The organism is Sorangium sp. So ce1153 (assembly GCF_051521595.1).
GTDB lineage: Bacteria > Myxococcota_A > Polyangia > Polyangiales > Polyangiaceae > Sorangium.
In genome coordinates, this window is the sequence record NZ_CP150361.1 from 492549 (window position 1) to 517796 (window position 25248).

18 protein-coding genes are annotated in these 25248 nt (G+C 71.4%); 6 read left to right on the forward strand and 12 right to left on the reverse strand.

Features of this window, described 5'->3' with window-relative positions; all coding sequences use genetic code 11:
* Positions 1-9 precede the first annotated feature (9 nt).
* The 4 genes from WME85_RS01775 to WME85_RS01790 are packed head-to-tail and all read right to left on the reverse strand — an operon-like array spanning position 10 to position 3830.
* Positions 10-1545, reverse strand: coding sequence for an ATP-binding protein (locus WME85_RS01775; RefSeq protein ID WP_437834725.1), 1536 nt, complete (start codon positions 1543-1545; stop codon positions 10-12).
* Positions 1542-2441 carry a hypothetical protein gene (locus WME85_RS01780; protein ID WP_437834727.1) on the reverse strand — a complete coding sequence of 300 codons (900 nt, stop codon included), beginning with the start codon at positions 2439-2441 and terminating at the stop codon, positions 1542-1544. The genes WME85_RS01775 and WME85_RS01780 overlap by 4 nt, the downstream gene beginning before the upstream one ends.
* Positions 2438-3169: a sensor histidine kinase gene (locus WME85_RS01785; protein WP_437834729.1), complete on the reverse strand. Its 732-nt coding sequence runs from the start codon at positions 3167-3169 to the stop codon at positions 2438-2440. Before WME85_RS01785 ends, WME85_RS01780 begins: the two co-directional genes overlap by 4 nt.
* Before the next feature lie 46 nt (positions 3170-3215).
* On the reverse strand, positions 3216-3830 hold the full coding sequence (locus WME85_RS01790; protein WP_437834731.1) for a response regulator: 615 nt from the start codon (positions 3828-3830) through the stop codon (positions 3216-3218).
* 507 nt (positions 3831-4337) lie between these two features.
* Here WME85_RS01790 and WME85_RS01795 point away from each other — a divergent pair.
* Both WME85_RS01795 and WME85_RS01800 read left to right on the forward strand, forming a co-directional pair.
* Positions 4338-6266, forward strand: coding sequence for an ABC transporter ATP-binding protein (locus tag WME85_RS01795; RefSeq protein ID WP_437834733.1), 1929 nt, complete (start codon positions 4338-4340; stop codon positions 6264-6266).
* On the forward strand, positions 6263-8164 hold the full coding sequence (locus WME85_RS01800) for an ABC transporter ATP-binding protein (RefSeq protein WP_437834735.1): 1902 nt from the start codon (positions 6263-6265) through the stop codon (positions 8162-8164). Before WME85_RS01795 ends, WME85_RS01800 begins: the two co-directional genes overlap by 4 nt.
* Before the next feature lie 186 nt (positions 8165-8350).
* Here the strand turns inward: WME85_RS01800 and WME85_RS01805 are convergent, their stop codons facing one another.
* Together WME85_RS01805 and WME85_RS01810 are read right to left on the reverse strand one after the other, a co-directional pair.
* Positions 8351-8776: an organic hydroperoxide resistance protein gene (locus WME85_RS01805; protein ID WP_437307283.1), complete on the reverse strand. Its 426-nt coding sequence runs from the start codon at positions 8774-8776 to the stop codon at positions 8351-8353.
* Between the two features lie 232 nt (positions 8777-9008).
* Positions 9009-9617, reverse strand: a complete 609-nt coding sequence (locus tag WME85_RS01810) for a VOC family protein (protein ID WP_437834737.1) — start codon at positions 9615-9617, stop codon at positions 9009-9011.
* 127 nt (positions 9618-9744) lie between these two features.
* Here WME85_RS01810 and WME85_RS01815 point away from each other — a divergent pair, with 127 nt between their 5' ends.
* Positions 9745-10422, forward strand: coding sequence for a TetR/AcrR family transcriptional regulator (locus WME85_RS01815; protein WP_437834739.1), 678 nt, complete (start codon positions 9745-9747; stop codon positions 10420-10422).
* 35 nt (positions 10423-10457) lie between these two features.
* Here WME85_RS01815 and WME85_RS01820 read toward each other — a convergent pair whose 3' ends face one another.
* The gene (locus tag WME85_RS01820) at positions 10458-11723 is read right to left on the reverse strand and encodes a PAS domain S-box protein (protein ID WP_437834741.1); all 1266 of its coding nucleotides are present in this window, start codon (positions 11721-11723) and stop codon (positions 10458-10460) included.
* 364 nt (positions 11724-12087) lie between these two features.
* Here WME85_RS01820 and WME85_RS01825 point away from each other — a divergent pair, with 364 nt between their 5' ends.
* Positions 12088-12903: a DJ-1/PfpI family protein gene (locus tag WME85_RS01825; RefSeq protein WP_437834743.1), complete on the forward strand. Its 816-nt coding sequence runs from the start codon at positions 12088-12090 to the stop codon at positions 12901-12903.
* A gap of 62 nt (positions 12904-12965) precedes the next feature.
* Here WME85_RS01825 and WME85_RS01830 read toward each other — a convergent pair whose 3' ends face one another.
* From WME85_RS01830 to WME85_RS01845, 4 genes are all read right to left on the reverse strand, one after another.
* Positions 12966-13721 carry a glutathione S-transferase gene (locus tag WME85_RS01830; RefSeq protein ID WP_437834745.1) on the reverse strand — a complete coding sequence of 252 codons (756 nt, stop codon included), beginning with the start codon at positions 13719-13721 and terminating at the stop codon, positions 12966-12968.
* A 52-nt stretch (positions 13722-13773) separates the two neighbouring features.
* A complete protein-coding gene (locus tag WME85_RS01835; protein ID WP_437834747.1) occupies positions 13774-17037 on the reverse strand; it encodes a protein kinase domain-containing protein in 3264 nt (1087 codons plus the stop codon).
* A 111-nt stretch (positions 17038-17148) separates the two neighbouring features.
* Positions 17149-17478 carry an AzlD domain-containing protein gene (locus WME85_RS01840; protein ID WP_437834748.1) on the reverse strand — a complete coding sequence of 110 codons (330 nt, stop codon included), beginning with the start codon at positions 17476-17478 and terminating at the stop codon, positions 17149-17151.
* The gene (locus WME85_RS01845) at positions 17475-18245 is read right to left on the reverse strand and encodes an AzlC family ABC transporter permease (protein WP_437834750.1); all 771 of its coding nucleotides are present in this window, start codon (positions 18243-18245) and stop codon (positions 17475-17477) included. The genes WME85_RS01840 and WME85_RS01845 overlap by 4 nt, the downstream gene beginning before the upstream one ends.
* Positions 18246-18914: 669 nt before the next feature.
* Here WME85_RS01845 and WME85_RS01850 point away from each other — a divergent pair.
* Positions 18915-19826, forward strand: a complete 912-nt coding sequence (locus WME85_RS01850; RefSeq protein ID WP_437834752.1) for an MBL fold metallo-hydrolase — start codon at positions 18915-18917, stop codon at positions 19824-19826.
* A gap of 77 nt (positions 19827-19903) precedes the next feature.
* Here the strand turns inward: WME85_RS01850 and WME85_RS01855 are convergent, their stop codons facing one another.
* The gene (locus tag WME85_RS01855; RefSeq protein ID WP_437834754.1) at positions 19904-22327 is read right to left on the reverse strand and encodes a PAS domain-containing protein; all 2424 of its coding nucleotides are present in this window, start codon (positions 22325-22327) and stop codon (positions 19904-19906) included.
* Positions 22328-23442: 1115 nt separating this feature from the next.
* Between WME85_RS01855 and WME85_RS01860 the strand changes: the two genes are divergently transcribed.
* Positions 23443-25053, forward strand: coding sequence for a hypothetical protein (locus WME85_RS01860; RefSeq protein ID WP_437834756.1), 1611 nt, complete (start codon positions 23443-23445; stop codon positions 25051-25053).
* Positions 25054-25248 lie beyond the last annotated feature (195 nt).

Consider the following 25248-nt stretch of genomic DNA (forward strand, 5'->3'; position numbering starts at 1 on the left):
GATCCCTTTTCATGCGCCGTCAGGTCCCGGGGGCGCTGAAGAGCACGACTTCATGGTATGTGATTGGCGCGTCGGCACCTGGATGACGAAGGTCGTGCCGCTGCCGAGCTCGCTCGTCGCGTCGAGCGTTCCGCCATGCCGGCGGACGATCCCCGCGCTGATCGCCAGCCCCAGCCCGGTCCCCTTCAGCTTGGTGCTGAACAGCGGCTCGAAGAGCCGCGCCCGCGCCTCGTCGGAGATGCCTGACCCGTTGTCCGCGACCGAGAGGGCCAGCCTGTCTTCGGTCCACCACGCGGCCACCCGCACGTGCCCCTCGCGCCCGGCCGGGACCGCCTCGGCCGCGTTCTGGATCAGGTTCACGAGCAGCTGGCGGAACTGGTCCTTGTCGAGCTCCACGGCAGGCAGCGCGTCCGGAACGTCGTTCTCGATACGCACGTGCGGCGGGGCTTCGACGACGGAGATGGCGTCCTCCACGAGGGATTTCACCGCGCACTCCGAGAACAACGGGCGCCGCTCGCGCGCGAAGTCGAGGAGGTTCCCGATGATCTTGGTGCAGGCCGCGAGCTCCTTGTCGATGATCGAGAGAAACTGCGCGACGCGCGGCTCGGCGCCGATCTCCGTCCCGGAGAGCCGCTTCTTCAGATAATGGTTTGCGTTCCGGACAGCGCCGATCGGGTTCCTGAGGTCGTGTCCGACGCTCGCCGCGAGCTGCCCCACCGCGGCGAGCTTCTCCATGCGCAGCTTGGATTCCTGGGCGGCGTAGAGGCTCGCCGCCATGTCGTTGAATGCCATGCTCATGCGCCCGAACTCGTGTCCATCGAGCGCGGAGAGGCGAAGATCGAGGTCGCCCTGCGCGATCCGCCGGGAGCCCTCGACGAGCGTGCTGACGCCGCGATCGATCGAGCGGAGGAGCCTGCCGAGCAGCACGATGAGGAGGAAGAGGGCGCCGGCCGTCGCCGCCACCCCGAGCGCCGCCACCCGCGCGCGGAGGCGGCGCGCGTCGTCGAGGACCCTGGCGACGTCGCGCTCCGCGTCGTGGACGGCCGCGCTGATGTGCGGGAGAAACCGCTCTTCGTACTCGTGCTGGGAGAGCTCCTCGAGCGCCGCGTGTCGCTCGCTCGCCCGCATGGGCCCGAGGCTGCTCATCTCCGCCACGCCCGCGGCGAGCCGACCGAAGCTCTCGCGCATGAGGTCGATGTGCTCCAGCTCCTCTGCCGCTTCCTCCGAGCTCTCACGGAGCTCCGGGTCGGCGTTCAGCTTCCGCTTGAGCGCCTCGATGGCCGCCAGATCATGGGTCACGCGCTCGGCGGCCTTCGCCGCTTCCAGGCCGAGGGTGTTGCCGAGCGCGACCGTCACGGCCTCGTTCATGTACTGGCTCGCGTCGCTGGCCAGGGCGACATGCAGCGTCAGGTCCTCGTAAGATACCTCGGCCCGCTGCTGAAAGAGCAGCATCTGATCGATGGTGAAGTAGAGGGCACCCCCGGCGATGAGGACGGCCGCCAGCGCGACGGCGAAGATCGAGGCCAGTCTTGCTCGGATGCTCATGGGGAGCGCCTCCCGCTTTCGCGCTCCGGGACGTCGTCGTCCCCGAGCTGGATCTCCTTCGTGACGAGGAGCAAGAGCCCGAGCTCGGGCGCGGCGCCCTCGCGGCCCAGGCTGAGCGCCGCGCCGAGCTCTAGGCCGCGCGCCGGGTGCCAGCGCACCCCGGGCGCGAAGCGCAGCGACGTGGCGTCGTCGAGCTCGACGGCGAGCTCCACGGTCGGCGCGAGATCGCCGGCAGGCAAGACCGCCGCGAGCGCGACGCCGGGGCCGATCTCCGTCGCGTCGCTCCGCGCGACCGGCAGCGTCACCTCCGCCGACGCGGAGAGGCAAAGGTGAACGGCTCCGAACGACTTGTGAACGCTCACGAACGGCTCGAGCGCGTAGCCCGGCGCGCCGAGCTCGCGTGAGCCGGCGGGGAACCCGGCCTCGATGCCCGCGGAGATCGTCAGTCCGAGCGCCCGGTCATCGAGGAAGCTGTACAGCGCCTCCGCGCGCAAGACGCCGGGCCCGGCGGCGACGCCTCTGTCATCGCGCACGAGCTCCAGCGGGAGCTCTCCGCCGATCTGGAGGCGATCGGTGAGGCCGAGCTCCAGCTGCAGCGGGATGCTGAACCGGACCAGGCGCCCGCGGCGTCGCCATGCCGGCGCGCTCGCGATCTGCAGCTCGAGCGCCTCCTGCGGAAACGCGAGCTCGCCGAGGAACAGCTCCTCGATCACGGGCTGCTCTGGCTCTCTCGTGGCCTCCACCTGCCGCGGCGCCGGCGCCGCCGGCGCGGTCGCGGTCGACGCGGCCAGGAGGACGCCCAGCGCCGGGCGGGCGGGCGCGCGCCGCGCCGCGGCCCAGGGCGCTGGCGTCCGCGCCGCCTCAACCCGCCCGGCAGGGCGCTCATCCGCGATCATCGCGCCGGCTCCAGCCTGACGTCGTCGGGGCCCGGCGCGGCGGCGAGCGGCAGCTCGATGACCGCCGAGGTGCCCCGCTCGCGCGGCTCGACGACGAGCCTCCCATGGTAACGTCGGGCGACCCGCTTCGCGATGTTCAGTCCAAGGCCGAAGTGACCTGGCTTCGTGGTGTAGAAGGGACACAGGATCGCCTCGCGGTCCACGTCGCGGGGGGCGACCCCCGTGTCCGTGATCTCGATTACATAGCGCGTGTCGATGGGGGCACCCTGGAGCACCGCGACGCCGCCGCCTGGCATCGACTCCACTGCATTCTCCAGCAGGCACCGCACAGCGACTGAGAGCTCGATCGGGTCCACGTCGACGTCCCCGTCCTGCGCCGTCAGCTCCACGCGAGCCCCGGTGACGCCGATGCGCGCGCACGCCGCCGCGCGCCGCGCGCACTCGGCGGCGCTCACCCGCACCGGCCGCCGATCGAAGAGCCGCTCGGCGCCGACGGGATCGTCCAGCTGCGTGCTCGCCTCGACCACCTCGTCGTCGATCATCGCGAGGAACTCCTCGATCTTCGGATCTTTCTTGCAGGCGGCCTCTCCCACGACCTTCCGTCGTATATAGAACGACGCATTGCGGACGATGGCGAAGCGATTGCGCAGATCGTGACGCAGCACGGACAAGATCTCCTCCGCCACCGCGGCCTGCTCTGCAGCGCCCAAGGGATCTCGGCTGATCATGCCCCTCCTCGACCCTCCCTTCTCGCCAGCTGCGTTGGACGCCAGCTCATCTGCGATGCCGCTCCGAGGCGCAGAGCGCGGGGCGCTCCGCTCTCGTCGACTCCGGCCCATGCCGGAGGCCTGACGCCGGCGCGGCCGTCGAGCAGGCGACGAGCCTCAAAGAAGGGACGGACTGTGAGGACTCGGGTGAGGCGCAGGTGTCGGCGGCCTCGCAGGACACCGTCTCGCCCCCGCAGGCCGGCGCCGTGGGGCTCGTCGTGCCGAGAGAGCCCGCCATCGAGTGGACCGAGCGCTTCATGTCGGCGAGGCGGGCCAGCTGGAGCACGAGCCCCATGAGCCGATCAGGATCGAACGGCTTCAGGATGACATAGTTGTGGCTGCCGTCCCTGGAACGTAGATACTCATCGGCCCCGGTGATCAGGAGGCCGCTCGTGTAGAGGGGTATGCTCGACACCCTCCGGAGCAGCTCGTCGCCCTTCATACCAGGCATCAGGAAGTCGGAGCACACGAGGTGAAACTGCTCCACCTCGAGCAACCTCAGGGCCTGCTCTGCCGACGTACATGTCACGACGTGCACCTCCGCGGACAGGACCGCGGAGATGCTGCGCAACGATCGATCGTCGTCGTCGACGACGAGCACTCGATGCCTTCGACGCAGCATCGAAACCTCGACACCGCCCTGACCCTGTGAGGATGTGCGATGAGCTCTTGAGGACACTGACATCGCTGATGTCTCCTGCAGCCATCGCGTGCTCGAGTCTCCTACCGCTGGGTCGCGGGCGTACGGGAGCGCGCTCGGGCGATCTCTGCTGTGTTGTTGCGGCGCATCCCCCCTCGGTCCGCGCCTGCTAGCGACGAGATCTACATGAGTAAGTTTGCTTGAGTCAACGTCGTAATCGGCATTTCAATGTTCCAGAGCGAAGCGCTGGAGTTCCGTTCCGCTTGCTCAATTCACATTCGCGCGTGGACGGCGTTGTTCGTCGAGAACAAACGGCATCCCTCTCCTGGAAGTCGAGCGAGCCGCGCGGCCCGGCCCGATGCCGCGCGCCGCCACCACCGCTCTCCCGCCTCGGCGCCCGAGCCGCGTGTCCCAGCCGCTGGCCAACGCCGCGCGAACCGGTAGCTTACGGGCCCCGGGCGCCCTGGCCGTCCGGCGAATCGCTCCAGAATGTTTTTGTCCTCACAGTGCGACTCCGGCTCGCGGTCCCAGCCTGGAACACGGCGCTCTCTCCTCCTGCGGCTCCTCGAGCTGACCTGGGCGTACCGGGGGCGGGTCTTCCGCGTCCTCGGCTACCAGATCGTCCTGCTCTCGCTCGGGCTCGCGGGGCTCGGCCTGACCGGGCTCGCGATCGACATCCTCCGCCACCGCCTCGACCGGTCGGTCGCCGCACCCGCGTTGCCGCTCGGCCTCGGCCGGCTGGTCGACGTCGAGCGGGCGCCCATGCTCGCGGTCCTCTCGATCGGCGCCGCCATCCTCGCCATGGCGGCCGCCCGCGCGGTGCTCAACTACGGCTACGCGCTCTCGGTGGGCCACCTCGTCCACATGGAGATCGTCCCGGATCTCCGGGCTCGGGTGTACGACAAGCTCCAGCGGCTGAGCTTCCGATTCTTCGACGCCAACAAGAGCGGCTCGCTCATCAACCGCGTCACCAGCGACGTGCAGCTCGTGCGCTCGTTCGTGGACGGCGTGCTGCTGCAGAGCGTCATCATGGTCCTGTCCCTCGGCGTGTACGTCGCGTACATGCTGCGCGCGCACGTCCTGCTGACGCTCGCGTGCCTCGCCCCGACGCCGCTGCTCTGGATTGCGAGCACGCTCTTCGCGCGGTGGGTGCGGCCCGCCTACCTGCGCAACCGGGAGCTCGTCGACCGCATGGTGCTGAGCTTCACCGAGGGGCTGCAGGGGATCCAGGTTATCAAGGGGCTCGGGCGGGAGCGCGAGGCCCACCGGCGCTTCGACGAGCGCAACCGCGAGGTCCGCGAGCAGCAGCAGGACACGTTCCGGAAGGTCAGCGTGCTCAGCCCGACCATCGACCTGCTCGGCCAGATCACCCTCGTCATCCTCCTCGGCATGGGCGGGCTGCTCGTCGCGCGCGACCGGATGACGCTCGGGCAGCTGGTCGTGTTCGCCGGCATCCTGCAGCAGTTCTCCGGGCAGGTCGCGAGCATGGCGACGATCGTCAACACGGCGCAGCAGAGCTTCATCGGGGCGCGGCGGGTCTTCGAGGTGCTCGACACGCCCGTCGAGATCACGAGCCCCGAGGCGCCCGCGCGCGCCGCCCAGGTGGAGGGGCGCCTCGTCTTCGAGCGCGTCACGTTCGGCTACGACGCGTCGAAGCCCGTCCTGCACGACGTCGACCTCGACATCGCGCCCGGGCAGTTCGTCGCCGTCGTCGGGCCGACCGGCGCGGGCAAGAGCACCCTGCTCAGCCTGATCCCGCGCTTCTACGACCCGACCTCCGGGCGCGTCCTCCTCGACGGCACCGACCTCCGGCGCCACGACCTCGACCTCATCCGCCGGCGGATGGGGGTCGTGTTCCAGGACAACTTCCTCTTCAGCAACACGGTGGCGGCCAACATCGCGTTCGGCGCGCCGCACGCGACGCGGGAGCAGATCGAGCGCGCCGCGGTCGTCGCCTGCGCCCACGAGTTCATCCGGGACCTGCCCGAGGGCTACGACACCGAGCTCGGCGAGTCGGCGGCCAACCTCTCCGGCGGCCAGCGGCAGCGGCTCGCCATCGCGCGCGCCGTGCTGCTCGACCCGCCGCTGCTCCTGCTCGACGACCCCACCGCCGCGGTCGACGCGAGCACCGAGCGCGAGATCCTCGACGCCATCCTCAGCGCCACCCGGGGGCGAACGACGATCATGGCCACGCACCGGCCCCACCTGCTCCGCCGGGCGCACCAGGTGATCGTGCTCGACCGGGGCCGCGTCGCCGAGCGGGGGACCCACGAGGAGCTACTCCGGCGGCGCGGCCACTACGCGAGCGCGCTCGCGCTGCACGACGCCCACGTGGGCGCGGCGCGCGCGGACGCCGCCCCGGCGAGCCGCGCGGGCGCGCGCGCCGCGGGGCCGACCCCGGCGGGGGACCCGGCGTGAGCCGCGCGTCCACGACGCCCGGCGACGCGTCGCGCCGCCCCGCGGAGGCCCCGGGGCAGGCGAGCCCCGCCGCCGGGCCGCCGGCCGTCATCGACGTGAGGCTCGGCCTCGCCCGCGCCTCGATCGACGACGAGCGCGACAGCGAGCACCGGCGGCTCGACCTCGGGCTCGCGCGGCGCCTGCTCGGCTTCACCCGGCCCTACGCCAGGAAGCGCAACCTGCTCTTCGCGCTGGTCGTCGTGCGGTCGATCCAGCTCCCGCTCCTGGCGTGGGCGGTCGGCTCGATCATCAGCGGCCCGGTGGCCCGCCGCGACGCGCGCGCCACGCTGCTGTCCGTCCTCGGCTTCGCGCTGTTCGCCCTGGTCACCGAGATCGTCTTCCACTTCCGCGCGCGCCTCGCCCTCGAGCTCGGGGAGGCGGTCGTGTTCGACCTGCGCGACAGGCTGGAGCGGCACCTGCTCGGCATGCCGATGAGCTTCTTCGTGAAGACGAAGGTGGGGCGGCTCATCGGCCGGATGACCTCCGATATCGACGCGATCCGGGTCGCCGTTCAGGACGTGGTGTTCGTGAGCACCGTGCAGCTCGGCACGATGGCCGTCGCCATGGGGCTGATGGCCTATTCGCACTTCCCCCTCTTCCTCGTGGTCGTCGCGATGGTCCCCGTCTTCTGGGGGCTCATCGTCTATTTCCACCGGCGCCTCGGCGCGGCGCACCAGCGCGCCCAGGAGAGCTTCAGCCGCGTCACGGCCACGCTCGCCGAGTCGGTCACCGGGGTCCGGGTGACGCAGGGGTTCGTGCGGCAGGACATCAACGGAGGGCTCTTCCGCGCGCTGATCTTCGACCACTCCCGCTACAACATGGATGCGGCGCGCCACTCGGCGGTCTTCCTGCCGCTCCTCGAGTTCAACGGGCAGCTGTTCCTGGCCGTCGTCGTCGTTGTCGGCGGCTATCAGGCCCTGAGCGGCGCGGTCGAGCTGCGGGTGCTCGTGGAGTTCTTCTTCCTGGCGAACCTCCTCTTCAACCCGATCCCGGTCCTCGGCAATCAGTACAACCAGGCCCTCACGGCCATGGCGGGCGCCGAGCGGCTCTTTCGCGTGCTCGACAGGGAGCCTGACTGGCCCGATGAGAGCGCCTTTCCGGCGCTGCCCCCCGTGCGCGGCCGGGTCGTCTTCGAGGGGGTACACTTCGCCTACGAGCCGGGCAAGCCGGTGCTCCACGGGATCGATCTCGTCGCCGAGCCGGGCGAGATGATCGCGCTCGTCGGGCACACGGGCAGCGGCAAGACGTCGATCTTGAACCTGCTCGCGAAGCTCTATCGGCCCACGGCGGGGGCCATCACCATCGACGGGCACGATCTCGCGAAGACGTCGTCTGCATCGCTGCGCGCGCAGCTCGGGCTGGTGCTGCAGAGCAACTTCCTCTTCAGCGGGACGGTGCTCGACAACGTGCGCCTGGGCAACCCCGCCGCGACGGACGCGGAGATCCGCGGCGCGGCGCGGAGCCTGGATGTGCTCGACGTGCTCGACGCGCTCCCGGACGGCCTGAGCACCGAGGTGGGAGAGCGGGGGACGGGGTTGTCCCTGGGCCAGCGGCAGATCGTGTGTTTCCTGCGGGCGATGGTCGCCCACCCGCGCATCGTGCTGCTCGACGAGGCGACGAGCTCGGTGGACGCGCTCACCGAGGCGCGGCTGCAGGCGGCGCTCGGGCGGCTCTTGCGGGGGCGCACGAGCTTCGTCGTGGCGCACCGGCTGAGCACCATCCGGCACGCGGATCGCGTGATCGTGCTCGACCACGGGCGGGTCGTCGAGCAGGGGACGCACGCGGAGCTGCTCGCGCGAGGGGGGGCGTTCGCAGCGCTCCATCGCGAGCTCGCGGGTGGGCCGGCCCCCGGCGGGTGAGCTCGCGGCGCGGCGCCGGGACGGGCAGAACTCGCGGGAGACGTCGTGTGCCCGGCGTGCTGCGCACGCCGGACACACGACGTTAATTTCGCTCAAACATCTGCCCGTCCCGGCGCCGCGCCGCGAGCTCACCCGCCGGGGGCCTACGGTTTTGGGGGGCGTTGGAGGCGGGCTGGGGGGGTCAGGTCAGGCGACCTCGAGGCGGACCGGGACGTTGTTGCGGGTGGCGTTCGAATACGGGCAAACCTGGTGCGCCTTCTCGACCAGCTGCTCCGCCTGCGCCCGCTCCAGACCCGGCAAGGCGATGCGCAGGGCGATATCGAGGCCGAATCCGCCCTCCGAACGGGGGCCGATGCCGACGGTCGCCGTCACGGTCGCGTCGGCCGGGATCCGGGCCTTCTCCTGCCCAGCCACGAACTTCAACGCACCCAGGAAGCACGCCGCATAACCCGCCGCGAACAGCTGCTCCGGGTTGTTCCCATCACCGCCCGCACCACCAAGCTCCTTCGGCGTCGAGAGCTTGACGTCAAGAGCACCGTCCGCCGTGGCGGCGCGGCCGTCGCGGCCGCCATGAGCAGTGGCTTGGGTCGTGTACTTCACGTCAACAGACATCGAAACGCTCCTTTCGTGGCAGAAAACCCCGCCGGGCAAGGCCCGACCAGGCAACCGCTCGGAGACGCTCCCATAACCCCCAATCCCATCGTGCGCAACGAGGTACGAGCAGCCGCCGGACAGTTGCCGCCGGCCCCCGACGAAGATAGCGCTGGCGCGCAGAGGCCGCCGGCACGCGCGCTGGCCGCGCGCAGCGATGACGGCGAGCCTCCACGAGCCGCGGCGCGCTGGCTCAGGCGCCCGTCCAGGCGTAGTCCAGCGTGGAGAGGTCGGGCGGCCCGATCGGGATCTCGCCGGTGAACCCGAACGTGACAAGCTCAAGACGGTTGCCGAACGGATCGTTGAAGTAAAGCGACGCCTGGCCCGGCGGTCCGAGCTGCGTGGGGCCGTACGTCGGCACGCCCGCGTCGTTCAGGCGCTTCCTCCAGGCGAGCAGCTTGCCCGGCGCCACCCAGAGCGCGCAGTGCGGATGAGACGCCGCGCGCGGCGGCTGCCCGATCGACGACTCGAAGAGGTCAAGTCGCGGACCGCCAGCGAACACGATCGACAGGTGAACGCCCCGCGCGATCTCGTCGGCAGGGCGCCCCATGCGCTCCAGAAACGGGACGTCGACACGCATCATCACGCGCGCGCCGAGCAGCCCGGCATAGAACCGCTCGGCCACCTGCAGATCCGAGCACGGCACGGTGAGGTGATCGACCGCGCGCAGCTTGCCGCCCCACGGCGGAAGCAGGCGGTACGCGAGGCGCGACCAGGCGAAGAACAGGCGCATTCCCACGCCGATCGCCTTGCGCTGGACACGCGCGGAGAACGGCGCGTCGGTGACTTCAGGGGAGATCATGCGTTCCTCCATGCAACGAGAGTCAATCAATCAGTTGATTGAACATACGCGACGGCGGGCGGGCGGTCAAGGCGGCGCGCCGCGGGCGCTTGCTGGGGGCGGGGGAAACCTGTAGCTTTGCGCGGGCTTGGCGAAGACGAGAAGCGCCGCCGCGGCCGACAAGGCCTCGCCCACGGAGCTCGGTGCAGCGCGGCGGCGCGATCTGCTCGAGGCGGCATACACGCTGATCGCCGAGAAGGGCCTCGAGGGGCTGCGGACGCGCGACATCGCGGCGCGCGCCGGCGTCAACATCTCGACGCTGCACTACTACTTCGGGACGAAGGACGCGCTCATCACCGCCATCGTCGCGCACGTGACGGGCAAGTTCGTCGAGGCCCAGCGCGCGCCCGCGAGCCCGAGCCCCGCTGGCCAGGCGGACGCGCTCGCGCCCGTGAGAGCGCACCTCGAGAGCGCATGGCGCAGCTTCCAGGACAATCCGCACCTGGCGACCGTCCTGCAAGAGCTCTCCCTGCGCGCCCAGCGCGACCCGGCGGCGCGGGCCGCGCTCAGCGCCGTCCACGAGGAGTGGAACCTCGCGGTCGAACACCTCGTGCGGCAAGGCGCTTGCGCCGGACAGCTGCGCTCCGACCTGGATCCGCGCGCCGCCGCCCTCGCGATCACGTCCTTCATCATCGGCGCGATGACCCAGCTCGGCGTCGACGCCGGAGCGTTCGACTTCCACCACGTCGCGGGCGAGCTCGATCGGTGGCTCGCGCCCGCGCCCTCCTCCCCCGCGCCAGGCAAACGGGCGCGCAACCGCGCGTGAACGGCCTCACGGCGCGCAACCGCGCGTGAACGGCCTCACGGCGCGCCCCGCGCGCTACAGCGCGAGAGCGCGTACTTCAAGGCGTTCTGGAGCACACCGAAGGTCCTGAACGCGCCCTCGGCCCCGCCGAGCTCCGTCATCGTCCGCGCGATCGCGGGCGAGACCCCCGACACGAGGCAGTTGCTGCCGAGGAGGCGCGCCGCGCGCACCAGGGCGAGGAGGTGGGCGACCGTCGCGGAGTCGACCGCGCTGACGCCGGTCAGGTCGAGGACGGCGAAGCGCGCGCCCGTCCGCACGATCTCGGCGAGCAGCCGCTCCATGAGGTGCGCCGCCCGCGCGGTCTCCACCGTCCCGATGATCGGCAGCACGAGGATCCCCTCCCACGCCTGGATGATGGGCGTGGACATGGCCAGCATCGTCTCGCGCTGCTCCCGCATCAACGCCTCGGCGCGCTGGCGCTCGGCGTTCTCCTCCGCGAACAGCCGGTGCTTCTGCTCGAGCTCCTCGGCGTAGGCCTCCCGGCGCTGGAGCGCGTCCCTGAGCTCGACCTCCAGCCGCTTGGAAGGCGTGATGTCCCTGACCGCGACCGCGACCCCGTCGACGAGAGGGATGATCTGGCTCTGGAGCCATCGCCCCTCGTACCCCGGACTCTGGGTCTCCCGCTCCTCGAGGATCCGCTCGCCCGTCCGGTAGGCGCGCGCGTACACCTCCAGCCTTCCGAGGGAGCGCGCGGAGGGCACGACCTCGGTCAACCGCCGGCCGATGATCTCCTCGCGAGGCCTCCTCAGCCCGGTAATGGCGTTCTGGTTGGCCTCGGTGAACACGAAATCGTCGACCTCTCCCGCCTCGTCGAGCGCGCACCGGAGCACGAAGAAGGCGTCCAGGCTGCCCTCGATCGCCGCCCGGAACCGGGACTCGGCCGCGACGAGCGACTCCTCCGCGCGCTTGCGATCCGTGATGTCGCGCGCGACGAAATAGACGAGCCCCGCCTCCCGATGAAGCGAGGAGTTCCACTCGATCCATCGATACGACCCGTCGCGGCACCGGTAGCGGTTCGTGAACGTCACGCTCCCACTCCCGGCGAACGACAGCGCCGACTCGGCCAGCGTGCGCTCTCGATCGTCGGGATGCACCAGGTCGATGAAGGGGATCGCCAGGATCTCCTCGCGCGAGAACCCGAGCGTCCGCTCCCACGCCTGGCCGATCCGCTTGAAATACCCGTCAACACCGGCCGTGCCCACCAGATCGACGGACAGCTCGAAGAACCGCCCGAGCTCATCCGTCTGCCACGCTTGGTTCATGATGAATTCCATCGGTACCAGACCCCGCGCTGAAATTCGAGCGCCAGAGTCGACCCCTCAGCCCGGTGGAGCGGACGTACATCGTAGTCGTGCGCTGGTGTACTACCTGCCCACCGTGTGGAGCATTCTGGCGTCGTCAGCTCGGGGAGCGGGCGGGGCAGGAGAGCGGTGCCCGCCGGCGCGACCCAGTTTGGGACGAGCCTCCTCCGAGGCGCGCGCGCACCCGAGAAGCCCCGATGCGACACCGCGACGCAGGACAACATGTCGCACGGTCGAGCGACGTTGAAGAGCTCCCGATGCGACACCGCGACGCAGGACAACATGTCGCATGGTCGCGCCGCGTCGCAGTGAGTAGACACGGCTCATGAAACGACGACAGATGCTTGATCTCGCCGCCGCGAGCGCCGCACTCGCCGCCCTGCAGACGATCGGCGGGTGCTCGCAAGGCGACGGCGCGCCCGGGCAAACCACCACGACGCCAGAAGGAGAGAGCTCCTCGATGCAGCACATCGCCATGCTTGTTTATCCTGGCTTCACCGCGCTCGACCTCATCGGTCCCCAGACGTCCTTCAGCTTCCTCGACGACGTGAAGATACACCTCGTCTGGAAGACGCTCGACCCGATCACGACGGACTCGGGCATCACCCTCTTCCCCACGGCGAGCTTCGAGACATGCCCTGAAGAGCTCGCGGTCCTCTTCGTACCTGGCGGCGTGGCGGGCACGTTCGCCGTGATGAAGGACGGCGTGGTCCTCGACTTCCTCGCGGCGAGGGGGGAGCAGGCGAGCTACGTGACGAGCGTTTGCACGGGGTCGCTCGTGCTCGGCGCGGCAGGGCTGCTCCGCGGTCACCGCGCGACCACGCACTGGGGCTTTCGCGAGGTGCTGCCGCTGCTCGGGGCCGAGCGCGTCGACGCGCGCTACGTCGAGGACAGGAATCGCATCACCGGCGGAGGCGTGACGTCAGGCATCGACTTCGGGCTCCGGGTCGCCGCCAAGATGCGGGACGACGCGGCGGCGCAGAGGGCGCAGCTCATCATGGAATACGACCCTGACCCGCCGTTCCAGGCGGGATCGCCGGAGTCCGCGCCCGCGGCGCTGGTCGAGCAGACGCGCGGCGAGATCGCGCCGGCGCTCGCCGAGGCCAAGCTGATAGCCCAGCAGGCGCAGGCGCGCTGGTGATCGCGCGCTGGTGATCGCGCGCCGGTGATCGCGCGCGGGACCGACGCGCCGGACACGGTCGGTCAGCTGGTGCGGTAGGCGCGGTAAAGCTCGTCGCGCCACGCGATCAGGTCGGCGTAGCGGTCGCCCAGCTCGGGATCGGAGAAGCACCGCCGGCTGGCGGCGCCGAGCTTCAGCTCGGCGGGCGGCGCCGCGTTCACGAGCACCTGGCTCATCGCGATGTCGGCGAACGTGAAGCTGTCGAGGAGCGTCTTCGGCCCCGCTCCGGCCAGCGTCTTCCGCGCGAGCGTCGCGCGCAGCTCGTCCAGCGCGGCCACCTGCGTTTGCAGGTGCGCCTCGGCGTCGACCGCGTTGCCGCCGTACTTGCGGAGGGTGCGGCGGACGCCCAGCGCCCCGAGCCGGGAGGCGAGGGGGCCGAGCGCGCCGCGGATCGGCCCGGGCGCCATCTCGGCGAGCGCCTCGTCGTCGGCCAGCATGCGAGACAGCGCGCGGGCCCGCCCGGCGGAGAGGGCGCGCTCCGACAGATCGATGAGCCGCGCGATCTCGGCCTCGTGCTCGGTCGGGAACAGCGTCGGACCGGCGCCGCGCCCGTCCGCCCAGCGCGCGATGTCGGTCGAGCCGTCGAGCACGCGCCCCTCGTCGGTGGTCAGCACCGGCACGCTCACGCGGCCCGTGAGCCGGCGGAGCTTCGCCCGGAGCGCCGGCTCGCCGATCAGCGGCAGGTAGTGCCGGAAGGTGTACGGGACGCGCCGGACGTCGAGCGCCCAGCGCGCCTTCTCGGTCCACGGCGAGAATTCGAGGCCCAGCAGCTCGTTCATAGGGCGACAGCCTACCACACGTGGCCGAGGAGCTCGTCGAGGCGCAAGGCCCTCACGGGCCGGCCGCGTTCTCCACCCAGATCGCCTCGGGCTCGTCGAACCCCTTGAGACGGAAGGCGCCCGCCCGGCGGAAGCCCGCGCGCGCAGCCTCCGGGAGCGCGGCCACGGCGGACCGCGAGAGCGTCACCCGGCCGGGGTGCGGCAGGGTGACCCCGGTGTGGGGCTCCTCCGCGCGATCGTCGTCGGTGACCGCCTCGATCCGGAAGAGCCGGTGGACCTCCGTGCCGATGACGTCATGGTCGCTCATCCGCACGAGGCCCGCGTGGATGACGAGGCGGATCTGCGCAGGATCGTCGACCGCGCCGCGGAGCATGCGCGCCGCCTCGAGCGCGCGGGCCACCGTGGGATAGACAGCGAGGTAGCCGTCGCCGACCCCCTTCAGCAGGCGGAGGTTCGCCGATTCGCGCAGGGCGCTGCGGAGCCGCTCCAGGTGGTCGACGAAGCGGGTGTCGCCGAGGTCGCGGATCATGTGGGTCGATCGCACGATGTCGATGAGGAGCATCGCCACCTCGACCCGGTTGGTCAGCTCCGGCTCCGACCGCCGCCCGGAAGGGAAGAGGTCGATCAGCGCGACGTGGAGCTCGTCCCAGTGGATCCGGTCGAGCTCGGCGCTGAGGCGGGCGAAGGCGGGCGAAGCGGCGATCGCCCGCCGCGCGGCGTCGGCGCTCTCCCCGTCGGCGATGTCGGCCGCGAGCCGGTCGAGGAGGGAAAACACCGCCTCGCCGATCTCCTCGCCGGCGTCCGGGCGCCGGAAGAGCTCGCGCTGGACCTCGACCACGAGGTCCGCGTGGCGGGGCCAGGGCTCCCCGTGGCCGATGACGACGTGGCGGACCGCGTTGAACCGGCCGCCGCCGGGGAACCGCTCGATCATCGCCCGGAAGGCGGGGTGGAGGAGGTAATACCGCGAGCGCGGCAGCTCGTGGCGCGAGCCGACCACCGCGTCGTGCGGCTGGCGGAAGCGCTGGACGTGGCCCCCGGCCGCCGTGTCGGCGCTGAGGACCCCGAGGAGGCCGCACTCGAACAGCTCGCGGAAAGGGTGGTAGACGTCATCGGCGTTCCGGCCGTGGGCGTCGAAGTACGCGCGATCGACCCCGTGGAAGCTGCACCAGACCTCGACCACCTCGTCGTGGGTGAGGACGTCGCGGGGGAGCAGGCCGATGAACTGATTCCGCTTGTCGCGGTGACAGAGCACCTCGAGGAAGACCCGCATCTCGTCGAAGATGTTGGCGACCAGGAGGCCCGCGCTCGTGCCCTGCACGATCTGCGTGAACGTCCGCTCGTCGAGGGCCCGGCGGTTGCGCGAGATCTCCGAGGCGAGGATCACGAGGTCGCGCGGCCGCCCGAGCGTGTGGCGATAAAGGAAGTCGAAGGCCCTCTCCCCGCGGGGCGAGCGCCCGGTGCTCACCATGTCGAGGTGGATGAACTCGCGGAGCGGCAGCCGCTCGTAGTAATACGTGAGCTTCTCGAGCAGCTCGAAGAGCTCGTGCTTGGCGTAGCGGAGCGTCGAGGTCGCGCCGTAGAGGTTGGCCTTGATGTCGGACTCGTAGGCGGAGAACGCCTCCTCGCGGATCGCGGCGAAGATCTTGACGTGCCGGTTGGCGTTCATCAGGTCCCACGCCGCCTCGATCATCCCCGCCTGCATGTGGATCCACGCGGCCCGCGGCAGCCGGCGGAGCGCCTGATCGAGCTTGTCGACGAAGATGTAGATACCGCTGTGGAGCGAGCGGAGCCGCCGCTCGAGCGGGCCCTCCATCGCGTCGATGACCTGGTTCATCTGGCGGACGGTCAGCGACAGGAGCTCCTTCACCACCATCGTCGGCTCGACCGGCCGGCCCTCGAGGAACCCGCGCAGGCCCCGGGGGAGCGGCGCGAGGTCCTCGGGATCGCCGAGGAGGGCGGGGTGGTACGAGACGATCGACAGGCGGAAGCTGAAGCTCCAGAGCCGCTTGCACTCGTAGAGGCCCGACATGAGAGCGGCCTGGGTCTGGTCGACGCTGGCCAGGTCGCCCATGAGGTCGAGGTACGGCCGCCCCTCCGGGATGAACTGCACGGCGGCGTGGCGGCGGTCGCGGCCGTTCGCCGCCAGGTAGATGTCGCTGAGGACCGAGCGCTTGTAGGTGAGCAGGAGGGTCTTGCCGAGCCCCTTGCTCCCCGAGACAAAGTGCTTGTTGGCGCTGTCGAGGAACTCGCGGACCACGGCGTTCTTGAACGTCAGGTCCTTGAGCGCGCCGATGTCGATCTGGTTGGCGTCCGAGGCCCAGCTCTGGCGGTTCATGGGCTCGGGCGGGAGCTCGGGGGGCCTCTCGACGACGAGCTCCGGCGGGCGCCCGGCGAGGGCCCGCAGCGCCTCGAGGAGCTCGCGGGCGGAGGCGAACCGGCGGTCGCGGTCGCGGTGCGTCGCCCGGGCGAACCAGGCGTCGAAGCCGCCCGGCACGTCGGCCACCCGCGAGGGCGCGACCGGCGTGACGTTGCAGATCTGGTGCACCAGCTCGAAGAGCGAGTCGCCGCGGAAGGGCCGGCGCCCGGTCATGCACTCGTACGCGATCACGCCGATCGACCAGAGGTCCGCGCGGAGGTCGACCTCCCGGGCGTTCGCGAGCTGCTCCGGGGCCATGTAGCTCACCGTGCCCAGGGTCGAGCCGGCGTCGGTCTGCGGCGTCCCCTGGCGGTCGAGCCCGAGATCCCCGAGCTTGACGACCCCGAAGTCGAGGAGCTTGCAGAGGGGGCGGTCCTCGTCGTCGACGAGGAAGATGTTGGCCGGCTTGAGGTCGCGGTGGACGATCTTCATGCCGTGGGCCTTGCTGACGGCGCTGCAGACGTCGGCGAGGATCGCCGCCGTCTCGGCGTAAGCGAGGGGCCCGCGCGCGAGCCGCTCGGCCAGGTCCTCGCCGCGGAGGAGCTCCATGGCGATGAAGGGCGCCTGCGTGGCAGCGTCGATGTCGAAGTCGAGGATCTGGACCACGTTCGCGCCCCGCAGCCTCGCCGCGGTCTGCGCCTCGCGGAGGAAGCGGGCGCGCGCCCGCTCGGTCCCGAGGATCGCCGGATCCATCAGCTTGAGCGCCACCTGCTCGCCGAGGCGCAGATCGGTCGCCCGGAAGACCCGGCCCATGCCCCCTTTCTTCAGCAGCTGCTCGAGCCGGAAGCGCTCGCCGACGACATCCCCCTCGCCGAGGTGGCTCCGGGCCCCGGGCGAGCCGCGCGCGTCCGCGGGGGACACCTCCCGATCGTCCGACGGGTGAACACCCTTGTCCGACATGTCGCCCAGCCTACCAGCCTCGGCCCATCAAGAGAACCTGCGCGAGCAGCGACCCAGAGCGTGGGTAACAGCCCCGCAGGCGCTGGTGTCCTGTTCAGGGGAGCACGGTAGCTACCAGCCCAGCCCGATGCGCAGCGGCAGGAACACCGCCATGCCGATCACGATGGTCCCCAGGATGCCTCGGCGCGAGAAGTAGTAAACGCTGGCCGCGACGCTCGCGGGCAGCCGCGCGTCCTGCAAGGTCGCGATCAGGTGGCCCTGCGTCATCAGCACCTCGGGCGCGATGACCGCCACCAGCGCCGCCAGCGGCGCGTAGCGCAGCCCGCGCCGGAGCCAGCCGGGCATCGGCAGGTCCTGGTCGGGGAACAGGAAGAAGCTGCGCGTGCAGACGGTGATCAGCGCCAGCCCGAGGATCGTGACGGCGGTAGCCCAGGCGCTCATCGTTCGGCTTCCGCGGCTTTCGCGGCCTCCGCGGCGCGCTCGCGCGCGCGTCGCCGCGCCTCCTCGGCCGCCTCGATGCTGAGGCCGACCGCGACCGCGGCGGCGATCGCGACCAGGATGTTGAGCTTCAGCGGCAGCGCGTAGGCCGCGAGCGCGGCGGAGGCGGCGGTGCCGCCCGCCAGCCACGTGGCCCGGTCCTGCAGCAGCGAGCAGGTGATGCCCAGCAGGGCGAGCACGCCGGCGAAGCCCAGCCCCCACTCGACAGGGACGGCGTTGGCGAGCGCGATGCCGCCCAGCGACGAGCCGTGCCACGAGGACCAGTTCGTCGCGACGCCGCCCCAGAAGTACGGCTCCTGCTCGGGCGCCGGCTCGGGGGCGGGGAAGCGCTTCATGAAGATCACGTAGTTCAGGTCGCCGCTGAAGTAGCCCATCAGGCACCGCCGCCAGCGCGGGAGGTGCGCGAAGTAGGGCCGCCACATCGCGCTGAAGATCACGAAGCGCAGGTTCACGCAGGTGGCGGTGGCCCAGATGACCCAGATCGGCGCGCCGGACGTGATCAGCGGCATCGTGGCGAGCTGCGCGCTGCCGGCGAAGACGAGCAGCGACATCAGCGCCGCGAGCGGGGCCGTGAGCCCGCCCTTGACCATCGCGACGCCGGTCACGAGGCCCCAGGCGGCCACGCCGAGCGACACGTGCAGCATGTCGCGCGCGCCGCGGCGGAACTCGGGGTGAAGCGCGGTGGCGCGGGCGAAGGCGGCGAAGGACATGCGGCGCTCGGGGGCTAGGAACTGTCCAGGCGCGATCCGAAAGTCAAGGCCGCCCGCCCCCTCACGAAGAACATGCGCGATCAGGACCCGGCGGATCGCACCCGCCGGCGTGCGGGGTCTTCCCGGCTTGCGGCTCGGTGGTGGCCGGATTTGAACATGAAGGCGGGAAGGCGGGAAGAAAAGATCAATGATCTTCCTGCCTTCCCGCCTTCATGTGAATCACTCCGGGGCAAATTGGGCCACCACCTGCGGCTCGCCGGCGGCGCCTGAGCAGGGGGTCGGAGAGGGGAGAGAACCGCCAAGAACGCCAAGGGAGAAACAGCAAAATCAATTTCTCTCTCGTGGCGTTCTTGGCGTCTCGGCAGTTCTCTCCCTCTCGTCTGCCTTACCGCGACGAGAAGCAGGGCAGTTCGTGCATCGACGTCGCGAAGTGTCTCGGTGTGGCGGAAGGTAGCGCTCTCATCCGGCAACGGCTGACATGAAGTGCGCTCCGGCGATGAGCGCGGCCACCGGCTCAGGCCTCCGGTGGGGCCACCGCTCACCGGCAGGGACGCCCGCGACCGGCATGCCCCGTGCACCCGTGCGATTGCGGAACTGCGCAATGGCGGAACTGCGCACCTGCGCAACCACCCGTGCAGCTGCGTGGATGCCTGGCCGCGAGAGGGGCGCATGCGAATCCATCATCTCAACTGCATCTCGACCTGCCCGATCGGCGGCGCGCTGATGGATGGGCAGACGCTGGGGCTCCGCGGACGGCTGACGTGCCACTGCCTGCTCCTCGAGACAGACAGCGGTCTGGTGCTCGTGGACACCGGGCTCGGGCTGCTGGACGTCTCCATGGCCAGGAAGCGGCTGAGCCGGTTCTTCCTCTTCCTCGTGCGGCCGGAGTTCCGCGCCGAGATGACGGCGTACCGGCAGATCCAGCGCCTCGGCTTTCGGCCCGAGGACGTCCGCCACATCGTGCTCACCCACCTCGATTTCGACCACGCCGGAGGCCTCGACGACTTCCCCGGGGCCGAGGTCCACCTGCTCGCCGACGAGCGCGACGCCGCGCTCGCACGGCGCACGCTCCTCGATCGCATGCGCTACCGGCCCGCCCAGTGGTCGACGCAGCCGAGCTGGATCGCCTATCCGTCGGGGGGCGAGCGCTGGTTCGGCTTCGAGGGCGCGCGCGCCGTCGGCAGTCTGAAGGACGAGGTGCTCCTCGTCCCGCTCATCGGTCACACCCTGGGCCACGCCGGCGTGGCGGTCCGCAGCGGGGGCGGCTGGCTGCTCCTCGCCGGCGACGCCTACTTCTATCATCGCGAGATGGACCTCGCGCGGCCGCGCTGCACGCCGGGCCTGCGCTTCTATCAGGTCATGATGGAGAAGGACCGCGGCGCGCGGCTAGAGAACCAGCGCCGGCTCCGCGCGCTGCGCAAGGAGCACGGCCACGAGGTGACCCTCGTGTGCTCCCACGACGTCGTGGAGTTCGAGCGCATCACCGGGCGAAGCCACGCCGTCCCCGCGGGCGGCGCGGGCGTCGACGCGCCTGAGCCGCAGTGGGGCCCCACGCCCTCTCCGGCCGCCGGGGCGCGCTGACAGCCTGTCTCGGGCTCCCGATCCGACCGCGGCCCGGCGCTCGCAGCTCCCGGCGCGCGGCGGCGCGAGCCCGGCCCTCAGCCCGCGAGCGGCAGCGTGAAATAGAACGTCGTGTGACCGTCGCCTGAGCTCTCGACCCAGATGCTGCCGCCGTGCGCCTCGATCAGGCCCTTCGCGATGTACAGGCCGAGACCGAGGCCGAGGACGCGCTCCTCCCGCGCCTTGCCCCGGAAGAACCGCTCGAAGAGGAACGGCAGATCCTCCGGCGGGATGCCCCGGCCCCTGTTCCGGATGGAGATCTCCACCGCGTCGTCCCGCCGCTCCAGGCTCGTCGTGATCGGCGTCCCGGAGTCCCCATATTTCGCGGCGTTCGAGAGCAGGTTGCTGAGCACCTGCTCCACGCGGCCGGCGTCCGCGAGCACGGTCGGGATCTCGCCCCTGGTCTCGACCTCGACCGCGTTCCCCTCGGTGTCGCTCGCCATCCGCTCCACGACGGCCCGCACGAGCGCCGGCAGGTCGACGGGCGCGCGCTCGATCGCGAGCCGCCGCGACTCGATGCGAGAGATGTCCGTGAGATCGGAGACCATCCGCCCGAGCCGCCTGGCGCTCGCCAGGATGTGGCCTGCCCGGGACTTCACCGCGTCGGCGACGTGGGGCTTCCGCTCGAGCTGCGCCGCGTAGCCGACGATCGTCGTCACGGGCTGCTTCAGATCGTGCGCCACCACCGAGGTCCACTCCTCCTTGAGCCGCTCCAGCTCCTTCAGGCGCGTGATGTCCTCGAACGCGAGGACGGCGCCGAGCAGCTTCCCTCCGGCGTCGACGATGGGCCCGGCGCTCATGAGCACGGCCATGTCGCTCCCGTCGGCGCGCCGCAGCGAGAGCTCCCGCGCGGTCGTGACCTCGCCGCGCAGCGCGCGCAGCGCGGGGCAATCGCCCGCGGCGAGCGGCTGCCCGTCCGGGAGGCAAATGTACGACGCGCCCCTCATCTCGTACGGCGGGGCCGTCTGGGCGAGCTCCTGAGCGCGGTGGTTCCAGGTGATCTGCTGGCCGTCCGGGTCGAGCAGGACGATGCCGACCGGCGTGCGCTCGATGACCGCGTTGAGCCAGATCCGCTCGGCCGCGAGCTGCTGGAGGAGCCGCTCGCGCTCCTCGTCGGCGAGCTTCTCCAGGGTGACATCGCGCGAGACGCCGATCCCGGTGAGCGGCTTTCCGCTCGCGTCGCGCTGGATCGCGATGTGGGTCGCGATCCAGCGTACCCGGCCGCTCCGATCGACGATCCGGAAGGTCAGCCGCCCGCCGCCGGCCGCCATGCGCTCGACGAACTCGTGATAGCGCGCGGTGTCCTCCGGGTGGATCAGCGAGAGGATGAGCCGGGGGTTCTCGTACCAGGCCTCGGGCGGATAGCCTGTGTGCTCGAGCACGGCGGGGTTGATGTACTCATAGCCTTCCTCGGGGCCGAGCCGCATGCGGAAGATGACGTCGCTCGCGTGCTCCGCGATCACCCGCAGCTGCTCCTCGCTCAGCCGCAAGGCGTTCTCCGCCTGCCGCTGCTCGGTCACGTCGAGGGCGGTGCCGATCATCCGGAGCGGGGCTCCCTCCTGGTCGCGGAGCACGGTCGCCTCCGTGTGAAGGAGGCGCTCCTCGCCGTCCGGGCGGATGATCCGGAAATCGACGCAGTACGGCGCGGCGCCGCGGTGCGCGAGGTCGACGGCGCGCTTCACGCGGTCGCGGTCCTCTGGATGGACGCGGTCGAAGAACGTCTCGTACGTGAGCGCGCCGGCGTCGCGGGACAGCCCCAGCATCCGGTAGGATTCGTCGGACCAGACCAGCTCGTTCCTCTGGATGCGCCAGTCCCAGTTGCCCAGCCCGGCGATCTTCTGCGCCCTGGCCAGGCTTTCCTCGCTCAGCCGGAGCGCCTCCTCGGTGCGCCGGGCCTCCGCGATCGCCGCGCTGAGCTGCTCGCGCGAGCGCGCGAGGGCCAGCGTCTCCCGCTCGAGCCCCTCGACCCGGGCGCGCAGGGCGCGCGACCCGGCGGCGGCGAGCGCCATCCCGAAGAGGCCCGACAGGGCGCCGGCGATCTCGACCGCCTCGGCCCGCGGCAGGGCCGGCCGGGCCGCGGCGCAGAGCAGCACGGCGCGCAGGTCGCCGCCGGAGGCGAGCGGGATCGCGAGCGCGACGGAGCAGCCGCAGTGGCGACGGAGCTCGCCGACGTCGACGAGCGCCGCGGCGCCCTCGCCCTCGGGCGCGACCTGCACGAGCCCCGCGCGAAAGGCCGCGGCGGCGAGGCTGCCTTCGTCGAGCGGCAGGCGCTTCAGCGCGCTGGTCGCGCCCCCGAGGTCGCCCTCGGAGACGGCGAGGCCGAGCGCGCGCGCCCCCTCCTGGACCTCGTAGAGACACGCGATATCGGCCCGGAGGAGGCGAGACGCCGCCGCCACGATCGCCCCGTGCAGCGCGCCCTCGTCCTCGCCGGCGCGCGACAGGGCCAGCGACGCGTCGGCCACGGCGTGGGCCAGCGCGTCGCCCGCCGCCCGCGGAGCGCCGCGGGGTCTGCCCCTGGACGGTCGCCCCCGTCCGGCTCCACGCCGTCTGTCGTCGCTGTTCACGCCGCCCCTCGCGCTTTCTGCCTGACCCCTGGTGAGCGCGCGGTGAGACTAACACGGGCCTTCCCCGCGCACCTCGGTTCGCACGCGGCGGTCGCCCGTGACCGCCGGCATCGGCTCGCGGCCCGCTGCGTGGTGGCCAGTCGCGCCAGGCCGGACCGTCGCGGCGAGCCCTCGCGCCGTGGAGGCGCTCTCCCAGGGAAGCCGCCGAGGTGCGACGCGCGCTCTCGCCACGCAACGAGGCCACCGGAGCTCGCGCGGCGAGCCCCCCGGCCGCTTTCGTCGCTCCCCACCCGGCCAAGCCTCCCCCGGACCGCTCGGGTGCGCCGCGGCTGCGCCCTGTTCATGCCCGCGAGAAGACGCTGTTCTTCCAGTGGGAGCGTTGCCATCTCTTCGGCGTTGCTCGCATTTGCCGCCGACCCAGGTAGAGACGCTGGCCCGCGCGGATGAGCTCGCCACCGGCCCCCTGGGCGCGAGGGCCGGCGGGCTCGAGCGTAGTGTGATCTGGATAACATCCTTGCGGGTTTCGTGCGACCGGTCGGAGCCAGCTTCCGGTTGTGCTCGCGTTGCTCCATGTCTTCGTGCAGGGCCGTGGCCAGGGGCGCCGTGAATACGGCGGCCTGCCGTCGCATCCAAGCCGGCAACCCATCGGAGGACTCATGCGCGATTCTCGTACGCTTCTCAGCATTGCGGTCGCATCGCTCCTGTCGCTCTCGGCCGCGGCCGCCCAGGCCGATGTGACGATCGACGAAGTCCTGGCGTCGGACGGCGCCACCGCGCCCCGGGGTGATCTGATCGTGGCTGGGGACACGCTCCTCGTGCGCGTTCACGCGTCCTCGGACAAGGGCATCTACCGGGTGTTCGCGGAGCTCGAGGGGGTGTCGATCCGGCTCTCGTCGATCGGCGGAGATCGGTTCGAGGGGAGGTTCGATATAAGCGACCTCGCCTACGGTCCCCATGCATTAACGATCAGCGCCTACGACCGGTGGGGTGACGGGTCGACGGTGGAGCGGACGGTGGAGAGGGCCAGCGACGCGGTGACGCCGGTCCTGTGGCTATCGAGCCCGCGGCCTCAGAGCGTCGTGGCGGGGAACGCGCCGCTCGACGCGAGGTGCCTCGCGACGCCGACCGAGGAGTGCCAGAGCCTCTGCGTCGAGGTCCGGGGTCGGACGCACACGGCGAGCGCCTGCAACGAGCGCACGGAGAGCTCGCCCCCTGGGACGTTGAAGCTCCTGACGCGCCCCTTCGCGGCGTTCGAGGCGGGGGAAGAGCTCACCGTGACGATCTCGGGCAACGCTGGCGCCGGCACCAGCGTGACCACGACCTTCGGGCCCATCTACGTGGAGTCGAGCCCGAAGCTCACCGCCGTCCAGCGCGCCCCGGGCGCAATCCTCGACTTCGACGCGGCGCGGGTCCTGTTCCTCGATCGGTATGACCAGCTCGGCGTCCTCGACCGCGCCACGCAACAGGTGAGCTGGATTGCGACGCTCCCGCCGGATCCGCCCGGGAGCGATCCGACCTATGGCGCGCTCACGCCGTCGGGCGCCGTGGTCCAGTCGGGGACCGGCCGCATCTACACGGCGGTCGGCGACGCGTGGACCAGGATCTCGCGGGGCCGGCTCGACGCGGTGAACGGCGACCGGCTCGTGTGGACGTCGCACAACGAGGGCAGGGCGTACCTTCACACGATCTCGACGGGGCTGAACCAGAGCATCTGGTATTCGGCGGACACCGCGTCGCCGTTCCAGTCCGACATCACCGCCGCCGGCGACGTGTACTATGGCACCTACGAGGAGCCGTGGATCCGCCGCCTGCTCGCGGGCCGCCTCGGGGATCACCCGGGCAACCTGCAGCGGCCGATCTCCGACGGGGCGAACGTCGTCGGCCGGTGGTGGGACGGGCGCACGAGCTCGAGCTACCTGTACACGGCGGACGGCGAGGAGGTGTCGCTCGGCGACTCGATCTCGGGCAACTCCGCGGGGCTGCTCCTGCACGCCGGGCACGTCGGGTTCCTGCGGAGCGACGGGGCCGTCAACCAGGTGTGGCTGCGGACGGCGGACGGCGAGCAGCACCAGCTCAGCGACTTCGACGCATCGAGCCTGTTCGACCAGCAGAAGCTCCGGGTCGGCCACGACGGCATCAGCGACGCCGGCGACGAGGTGGTGTTCCTCAACGACGGCAAGCGTTACATCGGCCGCCCCGGCGCCGCGCCCGAGGAGGTCAGCAGCGATCTCGGGCACGCGCGCTGGGTGGACGGGAGCTGGTATGTGACGATCGGCAACACGCTGTTCCAGGTCGCGGAGGACGATGCCGAGATCATCGAGGTGCCGGGCGAGGGGCTGCGCGTGTCCCTCGAGGGCCCGGACCGGTTCCAGGAGGCCGCTGTCTCGCCGCTCGTGGGCGCGGCGCTGGAGCGCCCGGCGCGGCTGAAGCGCCTGGAGCCCGACGCCTTGCCGGATCTGTCGGGGATCGACGGGTCGACCGACCTCGCCGGCGACGCGTCCGGCGACGGCGCGTCGGCCGCGGCGGGGTGCAGCGCCGGCGGCCCGGCGGGCCCGGGCGGCGGCGTCGCCGCGTTCGCCGCGATCGCGGGCCTCGCCCTCGCGCGGCGCCGCCGGCGGGGCTAGGGCCTCGCCCTGGCGCGCCGGTGCCTCGGGGCCGGCGGGGAGGCCGAGCCCCTCGGCGACCCGCCGGCCGTGGTCCTGATCGCACCGCGAGAGGTGACCGACCCTCCGCTCCTGGATACCCCGGCGGATAGCCCCGGACCTCGCCGGCGCGAGGAGGCCGACCTCGGCGCGGCCCGGCCCGTTGACGCCTGCGGC